The 19,176-nt window shown below is 43.6% G+C and carries 23 protein-coding genes, 1 rRNA gene and 1 riboswitch; of the genes, 22 read left to right on the forward strand and 2 right to left on the reverse strand.

Annotated features, from left to right (window positions below; translation table 11 throughout):
* Positions 1-212: 212 nt before the first annotated feature.
* Positions 213-329, forward strand: a 5S ribosomal RNA gene (rrf, locus tag AC787_RS16520).
* A gap of 110 nt (positions 330-439) precedes the next feature.
* On the opposite strand, the gene AC787_RS16525 is transcribed toward rrf, so the two are convergent.
* Complete coding sequence (locus tag AC787_RS16525) at positions 440-970, reverse strand: hypothetical protein (protein ID WP_054025783.1); 531 nt, start codon at positions 968-970, stop codon at positions 440-442.
* Positions 971-1,202: 232 nt separating this feature from the next.
* On the opposite strand from AC787_RS16525, the gene AC787_RS16530 reads away from it, so the two are divergent.
* The 10 genes from AC787_RS16530 to rsmI all read left to right on the forward strand — a co-directional run bounded on the left by AC787_RS16530 (position 1,203) and on the right by rsmI (position 8,671).
* Positions 1,203-1,394 (forward strand): sigma factor G inhibitor Gin, encoded by a 192-nt coding sequence (locus AC787_RS16530; protein WP_054025784.1) that lies wholly within the window; start codon positions 1,203-1,205, stop codon positions 1,392-1,394.
* A gap of 103 nt (positions 1,395-1,497) precedes the next feature.
* Positions 1,498-3,027, forward strand: a complete 1,530-nt coding sequence (locus AC787_RS16535; RefSeq protein WP_054025785.1) for an aminotransferase class I/II-fold pyridoxal phosphate-dependent enzyme — start codon at positions 1,498-1,500, stop codon at positions 3,025-3,027.
* Positions 3,028-3,140: 113 nt separating this feature from the next.
* A complete protein-coding gene (tmk, locus tag AC787_RS16540; RefSeq protein WP_054025786.1) occupies positions 3,141-3,797 on the forward strand; it encodes a dTMP kinase in 657 nt (218 codons plus the stop codon).
* A 129-nt stretch (positions 3,798-3,926) separates the two neighbouring features.
* Positions 3,927-4,256, forward strand: a complete 330-nt coding sequence (locus AC787_RS16545; RefSeq protein WP_054025787.1) for a cyclic-di-AMP receptor — start codon at positions 3,927-3,929, stop codon at positions 4,254-4,256.
* Positions 4,257-4,271: 15 nt separating this feature from the next.
* The gene (locus AC787_RS16550) at positions 4,272-4,715 is read left to right on the forward strand and encodes a YaaR family protein (protein WP_054025788.1); all 444 of its coding nucleotides are present in this window, start codon (positions 4,272-4,274) and stop codon (positions 4,713-4,715) included.
* Between the two features lie 33 nt (positions 4,716-4,748).
* Positions 4,749-5,726 (forward strand): DNA polymerase III subunit delta', encoded by a 978-nt coding sequence (gene holB, locus AC787_RS16555; RefSeq protein WP_054025789.1) that lies wholly within the window; start codon positions 4,749-4,751, stop codon positions 5,724-5,726.
* Between the two features lie 3 nt (positions 5,727-5,729).
* Positions 5,730-6,533 carry a stage 0 sporulation family protein gene (locus AC787_RS16560; protein ID WP_053373398.1) on the forward strand — a complete coding sequence of 268 codons (804 nt, stop codon included), beginning with the start codon at positions 5,730-5,732 and terminating at the stop codon, positions 6,531-6,533.
* Between the two features lie 62 nt (positions 6,534-6,595).
* A complete protein-coding gene (locus AC787_RS16565; protein WP_054027108.1) occupies positions 6,596-6,997 on the forward strand; it encodes an initiation-control protein YabA in 402 nt (133 codons plus the stop codon).
* Positions 6,998-7,124: 127 nt separating this feature from the next.
* Positions 7,125-7,793, forward strand: a complete 669-nt coding sequence (locus AC787_RS16570; RefSeq protein ID WP_054027109.1) for a tRNA1(Val) (adenine(37)-N6)-methyltransferase — start codon at positions 7,125-7,127, stop codon at positions 7,791-7,793.
* Positions 7,790-8,671: a 16S rRNA (cytidine(1402)-2'-O)-methyltransferase gene (rsmI, locus tag AC787_RS16575; RefSeq protein WP_054025790.1), complete on the forward strand. Its 882-nt coding sequence runs from the start codon at positions 7,790-7,792 to the stop codon at positions 8,669-8,671. The genes AC787_RS16570 and rsmI overlap by 4 nt, the downstream gene beginning before the upstream one ends.
* 131 nt (positions 8,672-8,802) lie before the next feature.
* Here the strand turns inward: rsmI and AC787_RS16580 are convergent, their stop codons facing one another.
* Positions 8,803-9,057 (reverse strand): AbrB/MazE/SpoVT family DNA-binding domain-containing protein, encoded by a 255-nt coding sequence (locus AC787_RS16580; protein WP_054025791.1) that lies wholly within the window; start codon positions 9,055-9,057, stop codon positions 8,803-8,805.
* Positions 9,058-9,328: 271 nt separating this feature from the next.
* On the opposite strand from AC787_RS16580, the gene AC787_RS16585 reads away from it, so the two are divergent.
* From AC787_RS16585 to AC787_RS16635, 11 genes are all read left to right on the forward strand, one after another.
* Complete coding sequence (locus AC787_RS16585) at positions 9,329-10,627, forward strand: HD domain-containing protein (protein WP_054025792.1); 1,299 nt, start codon at positions 9,329-9,331, stop codon at positions 10,625-10,627.
* Positions 10,628-10,644: 17 nt separating this feature from the next.
* Complete coding sequence (locus tag AC787_RS16590) at positions 10,645-11,418, forward strand: TatD family hydrolase (protein ID WP_054025793.1); 774 nt, start codon at positions 10,645-10,647, stop codon at positions 11,416-11,418.
* 184 nt (positions 11,419-11,602) lie between these two features.
* Positions 11,603-11,783: riboswitch (cyclic di-AMP (ydaO/yuaA leader) on the forward strand.
* A 248-nt stretch (positions 11,784-12,031) separates the two neighbouring features.
* Positions 12,032-13,180, forward strand: a complete 1,149-nt coding sequence (locus AC787_RS16595; RefSeq protein WP_054025794.1) for a 3D domain-containing protein — start codon at positions 12,032-12,034, stop codon at positions 13,178-13,180.
* Between the two features lie 125 nt (positions 13,181-13,305).
* Positions 13,306-13,854, forward strand: a complete 549-nt coding sequence (gene rnmV, locus AC787_RS16600; protein WP_054027110.1) for a ribonuclease M5 — start codon at positions 13,306-13,308, stop codon at positions 13,852-13,854.
* A gap of 4 nt (positions 13,855-13,858) precedes the next feature.
* Positions 13,859-14,782 carry a 16S rRNA (adenine(1518)-N(6)/adenine(1519)-N(6))-dimethyltransferase RsmA gene (rsmA, locus tag AC787_RS16605; RefSeq protein WP_054025795.1) on the forward strand — a complete coding sequence of 308 codons (924 nt, stop codon included), beginning with the start codon at positions 13,859-13,861 and terminating at the stop codon, positions 14,780-14,782.
* A gap of 70 nt (positions 14,783-14,852) precedes the next feature.
* Positions 14,853-15,737 carry a sporulation peptidase YabG gene (gene yabG, locus AC787_RS16610; RefSeq protein WP_054025796.1) on the forward strand — a complete coding sequence of 295 codons (885 nt, stop codon included), beginning with the start codon at positions 14,853-14,855 and terminating at the stop codon, positions 15,735-15,737.
* Positions 15,738-16,019: 282 nt separating this feature from the next.
* On the forward strand, positions 16,020-16,295 hold the full coding sequence (gene veg / locus AC787_RS16615; protein ID WP_053373389.1) for a biofilm formation stimulator Veg: 276 nt from the start codon (positions 16,020-16,022) through the stop codon (positions 16,293-16,295).
* Positions 16,296-16,507: 212 nt separating this feature from the next.
* Positions 16,508-16,693, forward strand: coding sequence for a small, acid-soluble spore protein, alpha/beta type (locus tag AC787_RS16620; protein ID WP_054025797.1), 186 nt, complete (start codon positions 16,508-16,510; stop codon positions 16,691-16,693).
* A gap of 137 nt (positions 16,694-16,830) precedes the next feature.
* Positions 16,831-17,685, forward strand: coding sequence for a 4-(cytidine 5'-diphospho)-2-C-methyl-D-erythritol kinase (ispE, locus tag AC787_RS16625; RefSeq protein WP_054025798.1), 855 nt, complete (start codon positions 16,831-16,833; stop codon positions 17,683-17,685).
* 83 nt (positions 17,686-17,768) lie between these two features.
* Positions 17,769-18,596, forward strand: a complete 828-nt coding sequence (purR, locus tag AC787_RS16630) for a pur operon repressor (RefSeq protein ID WP_054025799.1) — start codon at positions 17,769-17,771, stop codon at positions 18,594-18,596.
* Positions 18,597-18,647: 51 nt separating this feature from the next.
* Positions 18,648-19,046, forward strand: coding sequence for a RidA family protein (locus AC787_RS16635; RefSeq protein ID WP_235560998.1), 399 nt, complete (start codon positions 18,648-18,650; stop codon positions 19,044-19,046).
* Positions 19,047-19,176 lie beyond the last annotated feature (130 nt).

Below are 19,176 nucleotides of genomic sequence, written 5' to 3' on the forward strand. Positions count from 1 at the left end.
AGCACAGCAATGTGTGTAGCTGACGAATACTAATCGGTCGAGGGCTTATCCTAAACACGTTTACCGTGACCCATACATCCGGTAGACAGCAGCATGAAGGCTTCAGCAAGCCTAATCTTTCGTATCCAGTTTTCAGGGCGTAAACACCTTGAAGGACTTTGGTTGGATCTTTTCTGAGGAAACTCAGGATGGAGATTCATCGAAAAATCCAGTTTGGTGGCGATGGCGGAGGGGAACCACGCGTTCCCATACCGAACACGACCGTTAAGCCCTCCAGCGCCAATGGTACTTAGACCGCAGGGTCTTGGGAGAGTAGGACGTCGCCAAGCACGAGAGACCTATCGCATGTTATGCGATAGGTTTTTTGTTTCCGTAATTATAATTTCAATCATAAATAAAGGCCTTAGAACGCTCTGTATGCGCTTCTAAGGCCTTTTTGTTATCGGTGATAATAAGATGCTTCTCTAGACTGGAGCCTAAGAACACCGTCCTTCTGCTCCTTACGGAAAGAGAGGGAGAGAAGCATGCGTGGAATTAGCAGCCACAAGTGCCAACTAACAATGCTAATCATCAAAGATTCTTTAATCCATGGATATAAAAGTGCAATGGCACAAAGGCCGATCCAGAACATATGACGATGAACTCGGCGAAAAAGGAACAGCTTAATATCATTAGCTGGTTTAAATCCAATCCATGGCGGTGTAATGCGCCACACCCATTGCCGGTCTGCTGCTTCGTCAACTCGAATAAAGGTAAGCAATATGATCGCAATATGAATGATTTGTACGACAACGAAGCCGAATAACCATGAAAATAGACCATCCATTTCATACATAAGCATTTGGAAGGCCAATAATACGGCTGAGATGAGCAAATGGCTCTGAATAAGCTCGGGACGAATGATTTTTCGTTTTACAAGCTGATATTGATAAATAGTAGCATTTTGTTGTTCGGATAATTTCTGACGCATGTTTGCAAGTCCTTTCTTTCTCAGAGATACTGTAACTCTCGTTAACTATATCGGTATTCATTAGCAATTTGTCCATAGCTTTATGAAACATTTTTACAGATGCTGTAACCATTAGCCCATACAGGGCATACGATATATAAATATTTGAAATGCGCTATGAAACAAGTATAAATAGATAGACTATGTGTCATAATAATAGCTAAATAGGGACGATCAGAAAGCGGGGATTGTTATGGACGATAATCGCGAGTATCAGTGTATTATTTGTAATGAACAAAAGGCTGAAGGTCAGGGTATACGAATTGTTACCGGCTTTATCTGTGATAGCTGTGAAGCGGAAATGATACGAACAGACGTTAAGGATGCCAAATACCCATTTTTCATTCATCAAATGAAGCAAATATTTTTGGAGAAAAATGCATGAGTGGTTTCTGATTACAGAAGCTGCTCTTTTTTTGTAGAATTTATCGAGTATTATATAATAGGTATAGGAATTAATGTTTACTTGAGAGGATTGTAAATGAACAATGAAGCCCTTTATTGCTCCGTTATTTGAAGCGCTTGTGAATCATGCCCGAAGAGAACCCGCCCGGTTTCACGTTCCTGGACATCATGGGGGACAAGCACTTAAGCAACATTTGTGGAATGACCAATCAAAATATGATTTAATCGATTATTTTTATAAAATAATGCAGCTAGATGTAACTGAAATTTCATCAACCGATGATTTGCATCATCCTGAAGCTTCTATTAAAGAAGCACAGCATTTGGCTGCAAAAACCTTTGGATCAGAGGAGACCTATTTTTTGGTAGGGGGAAGCACCTCTGGAAATATGGCGCTGTTGCTTGCCACATGCGATCCAGATGATATTGTTATCGTGCAGCGGAACGTACATAAATCGATTATAAATGGATTAAAGCTCGCAGGTGCCAGAGCAGTCTTCCTCTCCCCTCAGATTGAACCGATATCGGGGTTAGCGACGATACCGTCTGTGCAGCAATTGGAAGACGCTCTTATTCAATTTCCTAATGCAAAAGCTGTCTTTTTGTCTAATCCAAACTATTACGGAATTAGTGTGAAGCTCGCGTCATATGTGGACGTCGTTCATCAGCATGATAAGCCTATTTTTATTGATGAAGCTCACGGAGCTCATTATGGCATGGATCCATCATTTCCAGAAACGGCATTGTCAGAGGGAGCAGATGCAGTCGTACAGTCTGCACATAAGACATTACCGACATTGACGATGGGGGCTCTTCTTCACATACAAGGAAACAGAATACCAAGGGTTATGTTACGTCAGTCTTTAGCGATGATTCAAAGCTCAAGTCCTTCGTTTCCGATCTTGGCTTCAATAGATATTTCCCGAGCAATGATTGATGTTATGGGCACAAGTCTTTTTAAACAAAGCCTCGAGTCAGCAGCGTTCTTCCGTCAATGGTTGCATCATCACTCATCCGTAATACGCGAAATGAAAATAGACGCTAGCAGCGATTCAAAGATGCGTTCAGATCCGCTGCGACTGGTGTTATACGATTCTAGTGGAAAGCGAACGGGATATGGGCTTCTGAAGCATTTAGAGCAATACGGCATTTTTGCAGAGATGGCAGATCCGCGGTACATAGTGCTTGTACTCGGCATTCAAACTTCATTGGAGGATATGAGAAGGCTTCAAGAGGCTATTGAGCCCCTTGAGTCCCATGACGCTATAAGTGAAAACTATAGTGATCAGATGACGGTTGAAAGTAAGGGAAGTGCTGTACAAGTAGTTTCAATGAAATCCAGTCACAAAAGCGGAGCGATATCGGAGCCTGTTTCGTTTGCGAGATCTAGGTTTAAGAACAAATCAAGTGAGCGAATACAGCTGCAAGATGCTGTACATCATATATCGGCAGAGATGGTCACACCTTATCCGCCAGGTATCGCAATTTTATATCCCGGAGAAAGGATCACCGCACAGTTAATTGAACATATACTACAACTTGCTGCGATGGGTGCGAAGTTTCAAGGAGCCGCTGATGGGGCGATGAAAACTATATCTATATACCGTGAATAAGCTGGAATAGCAGATTGATTTTGAAGATGAAGTAAATCTTGATTGTACAAGGAGTACCGCTTTGTTAATATAGAAGAAAGTATAGTTAACATAACGTTAGGAGAAGCCTTGGTTTGAGAAAAGGTATTTTCATTACCATAGAAGGCGGCGAGGGAGCCGGCAAATCGACACTGATTGAACAGATAATGAATATGATGCTTCAAAGGGGAAAATCGATCACTACGACGAGAGAACCGGGTGGCATTCCGATTGCAGAACAGATTCGTGCTGTTATATTGGATCGTGATAATACTGCAATGGATGCCAGAACAGAAGCACTGCTTTACGCGGCTGCTAGAAGACAGCATTTGGTGGAAAAGGTTGTTCCAGCACTGGAGCAAGGCGAAATTGTCATTTGTGACCGGTTCGTCGACAGCAGCTTGGCTTATCAAGGTTATGCGCGTGGACTTGGAATGGATGAGGTCTGGGCCATCAATCAATTTGCAATTAAAGAAGTTATGCCTGATCTGACGATCTACATGGATGTGTCTCCGGAAGTAGGACTCGGACGTATCGCACAAGCGTCAGAGAGAGAAATCAATCGCTTAGACCTTGAGAAACAGTCCTTCCATGAGAAGGTAAGAGAAGGGTATATGAAGCTGCTGGAGCAAAATCCTGAACGAATCGTGCTTGTAAATGCCGAAAATAGTTCAGATTTGGTGTTTGCTGACGTTTTATCAGCAATTGATGATCGATTTGCAGGATTTTTTGCAACCGATGTCAAACTTTAAAGTATAGACATATTTCTTTGTATTAATGGCTTTTTGTTATCAAGGCAATAACGGATGAATGAACATTTTGCAGGTTTAAATCGCAAGTTTTCAATAACCTATTCTAATAGTAGTCAAGGGGGAATGAAGATGAAATTAGTAATCGCGGTTATTCAAGATAAGGATAGCAACCGACTGTCAAATGCGCTTGTGCGTGAAGGGTTTAGAGCAACAAAGCTTGCAAGTACAGGTGGATTTCTAAGAGCAGGCAATACTACCTTTATGATTGGTATTGAGGATGAGAGAGTACATGAGGTGCTGCAAGTCATTAATGCAAATTGCAAAGTGAGAGATCAATTGGTTACTCCTGTATCACCAATGGGTGGATCGACGGATTCCTATATTCCTTTCCCTGTTGAAGTACAGGTTGGGGGAGCAGCGGTATTCGTAATGCCTGTTGAACGATTTGAGCATTTCTGAATGGGCGTGATATAGGTGAAAATTGATCAAGGCTTCCGGCCGTTAGGCCAAAACCGTACAAACAACGAAGCGTCAAACAAACAGATACAGCCAAGAAGCTTCGCGGATGTGATGGTTCAGCAGGATGCTGACCGTACGCAAGAGCAGCTTCAACAGAAGCTGCAGGACATTCATAGACAGGGTGATCGTCTTGCTAGAGTGATGACTGTCCGTGAATTGAAAATTTATCGTCAAATGATCAAGCAGTTTTTGGAGGACACCATCAGACGCGGCGTTGTGCTGAAGGAAGTCAAAGGCTTCGATCGTAGAGGACGAATTAAACGATATAAACTGCTGGATGAGATAGATGAGACACTCGTCTCCATGGCTGAGGATTTACTCGACAGTGAGCAAGGAAGAATTGACTTGCTCAACAGGATCGGAGAGATACGAGGTCTTCTTATTAATTTATTGTTTTGATGATAAGAGAGCAGGGAAAGGTAAGGAACGGCTATGAGCTTCGATAATATTCCGGGGCAATGGAAAGCACAACGGATTCTGACTTATGCTTTGCAGAGCGGTAAAATTTCTCATGCCTATTTATTCAACGGACCCTCAGGTACGGGAAGAATGGCGATGGCTCGCGAATTTGCGAAGGCGTTGTTTTGTACGGCAGGTATTGCCGCTGCATGCGGAGAATGCTTGGAGTGCAGAAAGTTTGAACATGGCAATCAGACAGACTTAACAATTATTGCACCTGATGGCCAGTCCATAAAAATCGACCAAATTCGCGAGCTGCAGCGGGACTTTTCTTATCGTAATAGCGGTACGAAGCGAAAAGTATATATGATTGAACAAGCTGACAAAATGACGCAGCAAGCTGCGAATAGTTTGTTGAAATTTCTGGAAGAACCGTTGTCGCCAGTTGTAGCTATTCTGATTACTGATAATGGACAAGCTGTTCTTCCTACTATTCGCTCACGTACGCAGTGGGTGCCCTTTCTGCCTATGTCACCTGAGATTATGCTGCAAACACTTATTGCTGAGGGAGCGCCGTCTATTTTGGCCCGAACTGTTGTTCAATTAACATCAGGTTTGGACGGTGCTAGACAATTTCTCCAGCAGAATCAGTTTGCAGAAATCAGAAGCCTAGTGATACAATTAGGCAAGGAGAGTTTGACCCGATTCACCGCGGCGATGATCACTGCTGGACAACAGCTATTCAAAACGGATTTAGTGGAGCATACACAATTGCTGTTGTCGTTATTAGTTATATGGTTTAAAGATTTGATACAGTTCCAGGCCGGCAGGCAGGACAACATCGTTTTTATAGATCAGTTGGATTGGATAAGTAAGCATGCATTTAATCGTTCATTTGCAGGTTGGGTATCCTGCATTGAGCATACGTTAGAAGCGAGTAAGCGTATGCGAGCGAATGTTACACCTCAGCTCGCATTTGAGCAACTATTGGTAAACCTACAGGAGGGCTAATTCTTGTATAATGTCATCGGCGTCCGCTTCAAGAAAGCGGGCAAGATCTATTACTTTGATCCGGTTGAACATCCCGTGGATAAGGAGCAACATGTTATTGTTGAAACAGCACGCGGAATCGAATACGGTAAAGTGGTGGTGGGACAGAAGCAAGTCGGTGAATCGGATGTTGTTCTTCCTCTTAAGAAAGTGATACGTATTGCAAGCGATGTGGATGCAAAAGTTGTCGAAGAAAACCGCGCCGCAGCCAAAAATGCGTTCTCCACTTGTCTTGAAAAGATTAAAGGTCATCAGCTTCGAATGAAGTTAGTTGACGTTGAGTTCACGTTTGACCGCAACAAGATTATTTTTTATTTTACGGCAGAAGGCCGGGTCGACTTTCGTGAGCTAGTAAAAGATTTAGCCAGCGTATTTCGAACTCGGATTGAACTCAGACAAATCGGGGTTCGGGACGAAGCAAAGATGCTCGGTGGTATTGGTCCATGTGGACGAGTGCTTTGCTGCTCCTCATGGCTGGGTGATTTTGAGCCCGTATCGATCAAGATGGCCAAGGATCAGAACCTATCGCTTAATCCGACAAAAATTTCAGGATTATGCGGACGTCTTATGTGCTGTCTGAAATATGAGCATGACAATTACGAAAGCATTCGAGAAGAACTACCGGCAATTGGTAAATTCGTAGTCACCTCATATGGTGAAGGTAAGGTAACTGGTATTAATACATCCACCAAAAGTGTGTATGTGCAATTATTTGATACACCAGGTAAACCGAAAGAACTGTCGATGGATGATGTCGTCATCAAATAAGCGGCAGAGTGCGATTCTCACGGGTGAGGTTACACTCACGCTTGAAGCTCTGGGGTGGGAACTTGGAGAAGAACAATATTTTTGCGAAAATGGACGAGTTGGATAACCAAGTAGGTGTGTTCCACAAAGAGCTTACGGATTTGAAGCAGAAGGTAAAAGAGCTGCTCGAGGATAATAAGCGTCTAAGTGAGGAGAACAACCAGCTGCGTCAGTTGTTTAAGAGAGAGGCTGAGCTAGAGCATGAAGTTGTTAAAGCTCCAGCCAAGGGAATTAAACCGGATGCAAGTAAAGAGGAACAGGTCATCACTGGCAATGCATTCGCGGAAGCGGGAGCAGCAATTGGTGAAGGCCATGATAACTTAACCCGGTTGTATCATGAAGGATTCCACATATGCAACGTTTATTACGGGCATTTGCGGACGGAAGGTGACTGTTTATTCTGTCTATCCTTTCTTAATAAATAGTGGAATCCGTACGACATGCCGCCCTTGCCGCAAAGGGCGGTATTTTTATTAAATATATAATCAAGGAGCGGCCTCAATCGTGTCGGAACAAATAATCTTAGCAGAAAATGAACGTCTTGATGATCTTATGACAGAATCAGGTTTGAAAATTATACAAAGCCGGGAAGTATTTAGTTTTTCACTTGATGCTGTATTACTGTCGCGGTTCGCAAGTGTGCCAAAGCATGGACGAATTGCTGATTTATGTACGGGTAATGGTGTTATACCGATGCTTCTTACTACGAGAACGAATGCGCAAATCGATGCTGTTGAGATTCAACCGAGGTTGGCGGATATGGCTAGAAGAAGCGTAATGCTGAATAAGCTGACGGAGCAAATAAACGTTATAGAGCAGGATTTGAAATTGTACCCTAAGATTGCGGGCAATGGGGTATATGATGCGATAACTGTAAATCCGCCTTATATGCCAATAACAGCTGGGGAACAAAATGAAAATGAACATTATGCGATTGCAAGGCATGAGATTCACTGTACGCTTGATGATGTAGCAGAAGCATGTTCTAGGCTGGTGCGACCAGGCGGCAAGGTGTCGATGGTTCATCGGCCGTCGCGCCTGCTTGATATCGTGGAAACGATGCGTAAATGGAGGCTTGAACCAAAACGGATTCAATTTGTTCATCCTCATGCAAAAGCAGAAGCTAACATGGTATTAATAGAAGCAATGCGCGATGGGAAACCTGACATCAAGCTTCTTCCACCAATTATGGTATATGAGAATGGGGTGCAGATCGTTTGAATATACAAAAAAGTTTTGCCGATGCTTCCAATGAAAATGTTGGGAGCCTTTATTTAGTCGCAACACCAATTGGCAATTTGGAAGATATGACTTTCCGTGCCATTCGAACGTTGAAGGAAGTGCAGCTTATTGCTGCTGAGGATACGAGGCAAACACGGAAGCTGCTTACACATTTCGAGATTGGAACTCGTATTGTGAGCTATCATGAGCATAATAAGCAAGCTAGCGGCCCTGAACTGATCAGATTGCTTCTGGAAGGGCAATCAATCGCTTTAGTTAGTGATGCGGGCCTTCCTGCTATTTCTGATCCAGGTGCGGATCTCGTGAAGGACGCAATTGAAAATGGGATATCTGTTATTCCTATTCCAGGAGCGAATGCAGCATTGTCTGCGCTTATTATATCGGGATTGCCAACTGATCGATTTTTGTTTGCAGGCTTTCCACCGCGAGAGCGAAAATCATTAATGAAATGGCTGCTCGATATGCAAGCTCAGAGAGGGACCCTGCTTTTCTACGAGTCACCCCATCGTATAAACAAAACACTTGATGCACTTCAGGAATGTCTTGGCGATCGCCAAATAGCATGTATCAGAGAACTAACTAAACGCCATGAGGAAGCTGTTCGTGGGCGAATCTCGGAATGTATAACATGGTTTGAGGAGCATCCGCCGTTAGGTGAATTTTGCGTTGTAGTGGAAGGATCAGAGGGTGTTGGGGCAAGTGAACTGCCAACGGTAGACATTTGGTGGTCTGAGCTTGATCTTGCTGCTCATGTGGCTCATTATGAGCAGCAATTTGATCGTAAGGAAGCCATTAAGAAGGTAGCGCTCGATCGAGGACTGCCTAAGCGTGAAGTATATAATGAAGTAAATAGATAGACGATTGTCCTAAACTAAAATAGTAGACAAAAAAAAGACCTTCCTGGCCGGGTTCAAGCGCAGGAAGGTATCAAGGAGTATAAAAAAGGTTAGAATTAACAAGTTGATAAGTACAGTATAACTTATTTTTTTTATTTTGTCACAGGTGTTGGCATTTCTGACAAACAAACATGACAAACAATTTTTCCTTTGAAATAGGATACGTTTTCTGCATTGCCACAGAAGATACATGCAGGCTCATATTTCTTAAGCATGATGCGCTCGCCATCTACGTAGATTTCAAGTGCATCTTTTTCGCCTATTCCAAGTGTACGGCGCAATTCGATCGGTATAACGACGCGTCCTAGCTCATCAACCTTACGAACAATACCAGTAGATTTCATCATAATCTATTATTGCCCCTCTCAAAATACGTTTCGTCATCGTTCGACATAGTTTTTGCTTTTATGATTACTATAATACCAACGTTTACCATAATAGTCAACCGGGAATATTCCCTTGACAGCTGAATGCATAAGTATTTGACTAGTTAGTACGGTCATATTACTCTTGTAATAGAATACAACAGCTTCGACAATTTGGAAACTAATTTACGACACTATTCGACATGATACTCAGTTTTTGTGTCGAAAATATGAACAAAGGAGATGAGAGACGATGAAACAACTGCTGACCGAGGAGAAAGTTTTTAAGGATCCTGTGCATCATTATATATATGTACAAGACCAAACCATTTGGGATTTGATAAATACGAAGGAATTTCAGCGGTTGCGACGGATACGTCAGCTGGGAACCTCCTATTTGACCTTCCATGGGGCTGAGCACAGCCGTTTTTCGCATTCACTTGGCGTGTATGAAATTACTCGAAAGATAATTTCTCAGTTTGAACGCAACGGCTATCCTGACTGGCCTGTCGAGGAGAAACTAGTCTCGCTTTGTGCAGCTCTATTGCATGATGTCGGTCATGGTCCGTTCTCGCACTCCTTGGAAGAAGTATTCGACACGGATCACGAAGAATGGACATGTAAAATCATTCTGGGAGATACAGAAATCAATCGCGTGCTAAGTGGTGTATCGGAGCAGTTTCCTGCTCAGGTCGCTGCAGTCATACAAAAAAAATATCCAAAGCCTATTGTTGTTAGCTTGATTTCAAGTCAAATGGATGCTGACCGAATGGATTATTTGCTTCGAGATGCTTATTTTACAGGTGTTAACTACGGTACATTTGATTTAGAGCGGATTTTGCGCGTATTGCGTCCTTATAAAGGGCAAATTGTAGTCAAAGAGAGCGGTATGCACGCAGTTGAACATTATTTGATGTCTCGTTATCAAATGTATTGGCAAATTTACTTCCATCCTGTTACAAGAAGCTCTGAGATTATCCTACGTCAAATATTTCGTAGAGCACAGGAGATTTACGTGGGTGGCTACTCGTTTGAGTGGATGCCTAAGCAGCTGAAGTGCTTGCTCCAAAACACAATGACGGTGCAGGATTATTTGAAGTTAGATGAAGCACTTGTTCAGACTGCTTTCGCAGAATGGGCAGAGGAGCATGATTCGATATTAAGCGACCTATGTGAACGGTTTCTGAACCGCCATTTATATAAGTACATTACGCTTGAGAACCCAGATGAAGGGTTGCTAAATGAGATTAGTGAATGTTTCTCTTCTATAGGAATGAATCCTGATTATCACATGGAAATTGATTTTCCATTTGACCTGCCGTATGACGTTTATCGACCTGATAAAAAAGAAGGCGAAAAGAAAGAAAAAGCGCCGATTTTGTTGTTAGATGGTTTAGATGAAATTAGTGAAATATCCTCTAAATCCGACATTGTTCGTTCTATTACTGGCCTCCATCAAGGACAATATCACCTTTATTATCCAGAAGAGCCGCTTAAAGAAAATATTCACCGGTTACCTGATTCAATGCGAAAGCTTTTCAAACTCGATTGAAGGAGCATGACATCAACATGACATTACTTTTTGATACACATACCCACTTAGACTCAGAAAAATTTGATGAGGATCGCGACGAAGTCATTCAGCGTGCGAAGGATGCAGGCGTGCATATGCTTGTCAATATTGGCTTTAACCGTGAAACGATTCCAACAACGATGGCGCTTGCAGAGAATTATGATTTTATTTATGCGGCTGTAGGTTGGCATCCCGTTGACAGTATAGACATGCTACCGGAGGATTTAGAATGGATTGAACGTCTATGCTTGCATGAGAAGGTTGTCGCTATCGGTGAAATCGGTCTTGATTATCATTGGGATACTTCACCAAAAGATGTGCAACAAAGGGTTTTTCGAGAGCAAATTCGTCTTGCGCGTAAAGTAGGCAAACCAATTGTCATTCATAATAGGGATGCTCATGAAGATATCATCCGTATTCTGCAAGAAGAGAATGCAGCAGAGGTTGGCGGTGTCATGCATTGCTTCTCCGGCAGCTGGGAAACGGCTAAACAATGTCTAGATATGAACTTCTACATATCGTTTGGAGGACCCGTCACTTTCAAAAATGCAAGGGTGCCAAAAGAGGTGCTTAAGCAGGTTCCAATCGACCGAATTTTGATCGAAACCGATGCTCCATATTTGACACCTCATCCGTTCAGAGGGAAGCGAAATGAGTCCTCCTACGTCTCTCTGGTTGCAGAGACAGCAGCTGAAATATTAGGCAAAACGGTAGAAGAAATAGGCGTAATTACGACCGAAAATGGCAGAAGATGTTTTGGTATTGTCTAAAAACGAGAGATATCAAGAGAAATAGAGACCTTTATCGCGTAAAAACTAATTTTTATAGCGATAATCGCTTATTTTTTCCTGCTTTATCCTGCTTTTTCGCTTAAATCGTCTTTTATCGTATCTTTACAATTGACCTCGTATGAAGGTATGATTCATCTCAGAGCAATAAAATTTTGTATTGGATTTCCAGTTTACGCTTAATCTCCATTCGGAGAGCGGGGGAACCATGTACGGTTTTTGATACCGTATTTTGAATTCTTCAGGGGTGAATTTCGAAGCCATTGCCATGAGCATTGTGTAACGAATAGGGCGACTCTCTTGCCCGAATCCGTCAGCTAACCTCGCAAGCGTTATAGAGAGTGATCAACCTCGTGCATCCATTTTTCAGTATCCCAGTGAATCATTTAACCGGGAAGCCACGAAACAGATCCTCTGTCGACGGCTTCTTTTTATTTTCGAATAATCGGGAATTTGTCGACATAGGGATTAAAGATGGGGGTGGGAGGATCGATAGCAGTACTGGATTGCGTGCTTGCACGCCAATATACTATAGTCGCGTCAGTTGTATCATGCGTAACACTTGGCGGCGGGGCTATGAAGGAGGACCGATGAAGTGGGAATACTCCAGGTTAAGGACACCCATGGGAAACGATCATCCAGCATGTCTTTCGCATTGCGATGGAAGCGTGAAAACTTGCGTTTGATTCTTTTGAGTGCTACTATCTCAATCGCTATGACTTTCATGTTTTTGGTGTTGTTGTACGGAACGGCTGTCAAAAGCGTCTCCGTAGTAGTGAACGGACAAGAAACCATTGTGGAAACGAAGCAATGGGTCCTGCAACGCCTACTGGATGAACAAGCTATCGCAATTGGACCACATGATGAGGTGTCCATACCGCTTAACGCGGCAATAAAGGACGGAGATCGTATAGAGGTAACTCATGCGATACCGGTAATTGTGAAAGCAGATGGCAAGACCTCTACTGTATATACGACAGAGAGAACAGTGCAGGCAGCGATCGAGGAATTACATATTCCAGTTCGTGGTCAAGATAAAGTAATACCTCCGCTTCATACCGCTTTGGATTCGGAATTGACTGTAACGGTCGTTCGCGTTGATAAGAAGGTATCGGAGACAGAACGTGCAATGCCATTCTCTATCGTGAAGAAGAACGATCCAACGCTGGAAGCGGGCAAGCAAAAGCTCGTTCAACCCGGCAAGGAAGGTCTTATCGTAGAGAGTATCGAGAAGCAGTACGAGGACGGAATTCTAATATCTAAGAAGATGGTCAACAAGGTTGTTGAGACAGCAGCGGTTAATCAGGTTGTCGCCATCGGAACGAAAAAGGAAGAGCCTAAAGTATCTGTTCTCTCAAACAAGAGCCCGAATAGTACTTCGCTTACGAAGAGCGGCGTAACGTTTAAGGCGAGAAAAGTACTTAAAAATGTCACATTGACTGCTTATTCCGCAGGCTTCTCTTCAACAGGCAAAGATGAAAATCATCCGCAGTATGGGATTACATCATCAGGTGCTCGTGTGAAAGAGGGACGGACTATAGCTGTTGATCCGAAGATTATTCCCATCGGTTGGTGGGTCTATATTGAAGGAATCGGTTTCCGCCGTGCTGAGGATAAAGGTAGTGCGGTTAAAGGCAACAAAATCGACGTATACTTTGATAGTACGAAGATTGCCAACAAGTTCGGCAGAAAAAAAGGCATCACCGTATATGTGCTGGGGCCGAATAAACCTACCTCAAGCTAAATGATCGGGTTACCATCATCTTATCGCAATAATCAATTAAATATGCCATCATAAGGAGAGGCACTGCCTCTTCTTTTTGCATGTTTGTGGGTCTAATACAGTTTATGTAGAAGGGAATGATCTTGGTGATCAAAGAGATCATTGTCGTTGAAGGTAAAGACGATACCGTTGCAATAAAAAGGGCGGTAGATGCAGATACCATAGAGACGAATGGTTCCGCTATCGGTGAGGATGTACTGAAAAGAATAGCGCTGGCAAATGAGCGTCGCGGCGTCATTATTTTTACTGATCCTGACCATGCAGGTGAACGCATTCGCAAAATTGTCGCACGCCACGCACCAGGGTGCAAGCATGCCTTTTTGCCACAGGAGAAGGCTTTGTACAAAGGAGATATCGGCATCGAAAATGCGAGTCCCGAAGCGATTCGCGCAGCACTCGCAGAGCTCCGTACAGAGTCGGCGGATGAAGCGGGAGAGATTAGCTGGGACGACTTAATGGATGCAGGACTGATTGTACATCCTGATGCGTCTAATCGCCGCTTAGTTATAGGCAAGCTGCTTGGAATTGGTTATGCGAATGGCAAGCAGTTCTATAAGCGCTGTACAAGCTTTCGAATATCCAAGGCAGAGTTTACGGAAGCTTTCCGTCAAATGGAAAAGGAACTGGAGGGATAGCTGAATGAGTCAAGAGCAGAGTGAGCTTAGCAAAGAAACGGTAAAACCATCCGCGATAGAGGTGGCTACGCCCAAACGCACCAAAGAAATTATTGCGAAATATGGCTTCTCCTTCAAAAAGAGTTTAGGACAAAACTTTCTGATCGACCAAAATATTTTGAATAACATCGTAGCGGCTGCTGAGCTTGATGAAACAAAAGGCGCACTTGAAATCGGTCCTGGTATCGGTGCACTCACACAGCGGCTTGCAAAAGCAGCTGGAAAGGTGACAGCTGTCGAAATCGACAACAGGCTCATTCCGATTTTGAAGGACGTGCTGGAGGGCGAGGAGCATACAACTGTCATTCACGGGGATGTGCTTAAGCTTGATTTGAAGCAGCTGTTCGAAGAGCAGTTTGCGGGCGTAACAGGTGTAAGTGTTGTCGCCAACTTGCCTTATTATGTGACAACTCCAATTCTAATGAAGCTGCTTGAAGAGAAGTTGCCGCTTGAGCATATCGTCGTCATGATTCAGAAGGAAGTGGCGGAGCGGATGGCAGCCAAACCAGGCGGCAAGGAATATGGAAGCCTCAGTGTAGCTGTACAATATTACTGTGTGCCTAAGGTCGTCTGCATGGTGCCCCATACGGTGTTTATACCGCAGCCTAATGTGGATTCGGCAGTTATTAAGCTATCACTGCGTGATAAGCCTGCTGTTGATGTGCCTGATGAGGACCATTTCTTTAGAGTGGTACAAGCTAGCTTCGCACAACGACGCAAGACACTGGCGAATAATTTAACTGCTTTTGTAGGCAAGGAGCGCCGCGAGGCATTAACAGAAATGCTTTTAAGCAATGACATTGACCCGATAAGACGCGGTGAGACATTGTCGCTTGAGGAATTTGCGCGGATTAGCCGCAGCATGCTAGCGGCCGGCTGGAAGAGCTAGGCCATTTCATCATAAAATACTCACCATTCGCACGCTCTGCCCATAGGATAGACGAAGAGGTGATTTACCCATGAAGCAAGGGGACCTGGTCGTCCGCAAATCGTATGGCGGTGACGTGCTATTCAAGGTTGAGGCTATTCGTACACATACTGCCGTTCTGAAAGGCACGGATTACCGATTGCTTGCGGATGCTCCGATTCCTGACCTGTCGGTCATACGCGATCCAGAAACGACAAGTGCGGTGCAACAAGTTCGAATTAAAGTGAATGATTCATTAAGACGTATGCATTCTGAACGTGAACGCCAAGCGGTTGAGAACGAGGAGCATATTCGGCATGCGCTGCAGCAGAGTCAACCATTTTTTGAGGTACCAGGAAAAGTACTTCACCTTGATGGTGATAGTAATTATTTGAAGAAGAGCATGCAGTTGTACAATACGATGCAAGTTCCATCACACGGTCTCCATGTGCATGAGTCTCAGATGGCTGATGTGCTGTACCGTCTGCTGCCACAAATTCAACCGGATATTGTCGTAATAACGGGTCATGACGGCGTATTGAAAAGCCGTGTGCCAATGGATCTTTATAGTTTAAGCAGCTATAAAAATTCACAACATTTCGTTAATGCCGTTCGTGTTGCCAGGGAATATGAGAGGAACCGTGACGGGTTGATCGTTATTGCAGGTGCTTGCCAATCCCATTTTGAAGCTTTGCTGCAAGTGGGCTCAAATTTTGCAAGCTCGCCAGGACGAATATTGATTCATGCGCTCGATCCTGTTTATATAGCGATTAAAGCAAGCTATACATCCATTAAAGACACGATAAACTTAGCTGATGTCATTCATGGTACGATAAGCGGTATTGACGGTGTGGGCGGTATTGAGACAATGGGACGTTTCCGTGTTGGTTTGCCAAAACCTCAAATAACGGCATCCACTTCTGTTTTAAAGCAGTAACGGGCAATAGTCAGAACTTAAAGAATAAATTGCGGCTGTTTTTAGTATGAAAATAGTACGGTAGAACCTGTCCATTTCGCCACTAATAAGCATTAAATGATACATTTTAATTGAATCAACTTCTTATTATGTATATTTTTTGAATGGTTATGTATGGTTTTTTAAAAAATGGGTGAAATCACCGTTGACAAGTAAATATACCGACTGATATAATATTTTGCTTTGTTTGACAACCCACCTCCTTTTGGTTATAATGGACAAGGAAAGAGGTGGTAGTGGACAATGGCAAAAAATGCGCTATTGGATATTAAACGCAGCTTGGAAGCTCATGTTGGCTCCAAAATCCGTCTTCGAGCGAACGGTGGACGACGAAAGACCATCGAACGAACCGGTACGTTGGAAGAAACCTACCCTTCTGTTTTCATTGTAAAACTGGATGAAGAGCAACATGCATTTAAGCGTGTCTCTTACAGTTATGCGGACATACTGACCGAGTCGGTGGAAGTGACCGTATGCAATGATGAAGGTCAAGTCCGTATCGCCCATTTGCAACAATAGAATATATATCGCCTAGTGAGGCATGTTAGCGCAGATAGCATCTGCGCTTTTTTTTTATTTTCACAAAGAGAGGTCCGTGTTCCTTTGCTAAGAAAAGGAGACCCTTGCCATCTTCGTATGTTTCCCTCTAATTTGAAGCATACTACCTGTGCAATAGTAACAGCCGTATATTTTGATTGGATTAACATAAATTCGAATATGGAGGTAATGGAATGGGTCGCAGAAGACGCGGAGTAATGTCTGAAGAATTGAAATATGAACTGGCTAAGGATCTTGGTTTTTACGATACGGTACAGCAAGAAGGCTGGGGAAGCATACGTGCGAAGGACGCAGGAAATATGGTGAAACGCGCGATACAGATTGCTGAGCAAGCAGCTGCAAAAACAAATCAGCCTTAAGTGAAAGCTGGCATTTATACATGAAAAAGCTAAGTAAATGACAGTCGAAAAACATTCGATTGTCATCTCTTAGCTTTTATTGCGTTGGTTTGATATAATGATGCTTAAGCTTACGAACGAACGGGTGAACTTATCAGATGAAAATTTATGAAAAAGCTCCTGCTAAAATTAATTTATTGCTCGATGTACTCCGCAAGCGTGATGACGGCTACCATGAAGTCGAAATGATTATGACGATGGTTGACCTTGCAGACCGACTTGAAATGGAAGAGCTTCCTAGAGATACGATCATTATTTCAAGCCAAGTTGGATACATACCGTTAGATGAGAAGAACCTAGCTTTCCAGGCGGCTAGGCTTATTAAAGACCGTTATGATGTTAGGCAAGGCGTTTATATTCATTTAGACAAAAAGATACCCGTCGCTGCGGGACTCGCAGGCGGAAGCAGTGATGCTGCTGCTGCTCTGCGCGGGCTAAACCGCTTATGGAAGCTCCAGATCCCTGAGGACGAGCTGTGCAGTCTAGGCGCGGAGCTTGGCTCTGACGTTCCGTTCTGTGTAACGGGTGGCACAGCGATCGCAAGAGGGCGTGGCGAGAAGCTTGAGCATATCGCTAATCCTCCGCAATGCTGGGTCGTGCTTGCGAAGCCGCCAATCAATGTCTCGACGGCTGACGTATACGGCAGATTCCGCGCAAATGAGCTTAAAGAGCATCCATCCATCTCTAATATGGTTAGTGCGCTTGAGCGCGGCTCTTTTGCCGATATATGCGAAGGGCTTGGCAATGTACTCGAAAAAGTTACGTTGGATGTACATCCAGAAGTTATGCAGTTGAAGGAAAGTATGATTCGTCTTGGCGCTGATGGCGTCCTTATGTCTGGTAGTGGACCTACTGTATTCGGCCTTGTGTCGAAGGAAGCCAAGCTTCCTCGTATTTATAATGGGCTCCGCGGTTTCTGCAAAGAGGTCTATGTGGTAAGAATGCTCACATAAGGCTGACGTTCTCCTTGATTAAATCCGTATAAAAATGTTATATTTACATTATAATATTCGGATTTAGGTGGGGGGAGATGTGTTTGAAAAAGTTGAAACGGAGCTCGCGGTTGGTTGAGATGACCCAATACCTGTTAAGTCGACCCCACACGTTAATTTCACTGACAGCATTTGCTGATCGATATCAATCGGCAAAGTCTTCAATAAGTGAGGACCTGGCGATCATTAAAGAAGTGTTTGAGGAAGAAGGTATCGGCGAGCTTCATACACTTGCAGGAGCAGCAGGCGGAGTAAGATATACGCCTAAGATGCAAGATACGACGGCTCTTACCATTATGACAAGCATATGCCGCCAGTTAGAGCAGCCTGAAAGGGTTCTTCCCGGCGGTTATTTGTATATAACGGATATGTTAGGCCAACCAGAGCTTCTTGCGGATGTCGGCAGAATGTTTGCAACTGCGTTCGCAGACCGGAAGATCGATGTCATTATGACCGTTGAAACAAAAGGAATACCTCTAGCTTACGCAACTGCTGCGTGCTTGAATATTCCGGTTGTTATTGTGCGGCGAGACAATAAGGTAACTGAAGGCTCTGCAGTGAGTATCAACTATGTATCCGGATCAACCAAACGTATTCAGACGATGTCATTAGCACGAAGAGCGCTTAAGGAGCAATCACGCGTTCTAATTATTGACGACTTTATGAAGGCTGGCGGAACGATCCAAGGTATGATGGATTTGCTGTTCGAATTCAAGGCTACCGTCGCAGGCGTTGGTGTATTTGTTGAGTCAGGCGAGGTGGAACTTGAGGAACGGCTTCTTGAGGATTATGTGTCGCTAGCTAAGCTTACAGCTGTTGATATGAAGACAAAGCAAACGACGGTTATTCCAGGGAACTATTTTAAAGGATAGATACGTGTAAATGAAAGCTTATCACATCTTGTTAGGAAGGCTGGGACCATCATGACAACAAAGCAACAAATGCAAGTGATTGCTACGGACAAAGCTCCTGCAGCAATCGGACCATATTCGCAAGCGATTAAACTCGGAGGATTATTGTTCACTTCAGGACAAATTCCACTCGATGCGGCTGGGCAGCTTGTTGATGGCGGCATTGAGGAACAAACGCATCAGGTGTTTCGAAATTTGGAGGCCGTGCTTGATGCTGCAGGTGCCAGCTTTCAGGATGTCGTAAAAGCGACCGTATTTATGAAAGATATGAATCAATTTGCTACGGTAAATGGCATCTATTCATCTTATTTCGGAGAGCATAAACCGGCTCGATCGGCCGTTGAGGTCGCAAGGCTGCCAAAGGATGTTCTTGTCGAAATAGAGGTCATTGCATCGACAATTGTCGAATGAAAACGAAAAAGATTCAAATTAAAAAAAATATTTTAAATTGAGTATGATTTTACCAAAAATGTAGAAGGAATTGGCACAAAAACGTGGAAGTATACACCAAGTCTCTCATAGACAAAGGTGGTGAACACAA

This window comes from Bacillus sp. FJAT-28004, assembly GCF_001280845.1.
In the GTDB taxonomy this organism is placed as follows: domain Bacteria; phylum Bacillota; class Bacilli; order Paenibacillales; family Paenibacillaceae; genus Pristimantibacillus.

What these genes read in the sequence shown, in the direction of transcription:
- AC787_RS16525 (WP_054025783.1), bottom strand. Translation starts at nt 970, where the DNA reads ATGCGTCAGAAATTATCCGAACAACAAAATGCTACTATTTATCAATAT.
- AC787_RS16530 (WP_054025784.1), top strand. Translation starts at nt 1,203, where the DNA reads ATGGACGATAATCGCGAGTATCAGTGTATTATTTGTAATGAACAAAAG.
- AC787_RS16535 (WP_054025785.1), top strand. Translation starts at nt 1,498, where the DNA reads ATGAAGCCCTTTATTGCTCCGTTATTTGAAGCGCTTGTGAATCATGCC.
- AC787_RS16545 (WP_054025787.1), top strand. Translation starts at nt 3,927, where the DNA reads ATGAAATTAGTAATCGCGGTTATTCAAGATAAGGATAGCAACCGACTG.
- holB (WP_054025789.1), top strand. Translation starts at nt 4,749, where the DNA reads ATGAGCTTCGATAATATTCCGGGGCAATGGAAAGCACAACGGATTCTG.
- AC787_RS16570 (WP_054027109.1), top strand. Translation starts at nt 7,125, where the DNA reads ATGACAGAATCAGGTTTGAAAATTATACAAAGCCGGGAAGTATTTAGT.
- AC787_RS16580 (WP_054025791.1), bottom strand. Translation starts at nt 9,057, where the DNA reads ATGATGAAATCTACTGGTATTGTTCGTAAGGTTGATGAGCTAGGACGC.
- AC787_RS16585 (WP_054025792.1), top strand. Translation starts at nt 9,329, where the DNA reads ATGAAACAACTGCTGACCGAGGAGAAAGTTTTTAAGGATCCTGTGCAT.
- AC787_RS16590 (WP_054025793.1), top strand. Translation starts at nt 10,645, where the DNA reads ATGACATTACTTTTTGATACACATACCCACTTAGACTCAGAAAAATTT.
- rsmA (WP_054025795.1), top strand. Translation starts at nt 13,859, where the DNA reads ATGAGTCAAGAGCAGAGTGAGCTTAGCAAAGAAACGGTAAAACCATCC.
- yabG (WP_054025796.1), top strand. Translation starts at nt 14,853, where the DNA reads ATGAAGCAAGGGGACCTGGTCGTCCGCAAATCGTATGGCGGTGACGTG.
- veg (WP_053373389.1), top strand. Translation starts at nt 16,020, where the DNA reads ATGGCAAAAAATGCGCTATTGGATATTAAACGCAGCTTGGAAGCTCAT.
- AC787_RS16620 (WP_054025797.1), top strand. Translation starts at nt 16,508, where the DNA reads ATGGGTCGCAGAAGACGCGGAGTAATGTCTGAAGAATTGAAATATGAA.
- ispE (WP_054025798.1), top strand. Translation starts at nt 16,831, where the DNA reads ATGAAAATTTATGAAAAAGCTCCTGCTAAAATTAATTTATTGCTCGAT.
- AC787_RS16635 (WP_235560998.1), top strand. Translation starts at nt 18,648, where the DNA reads ATGACAACAAAGCAACAAATGCAAGTGATTGCTACGGACAAAGCTCCT.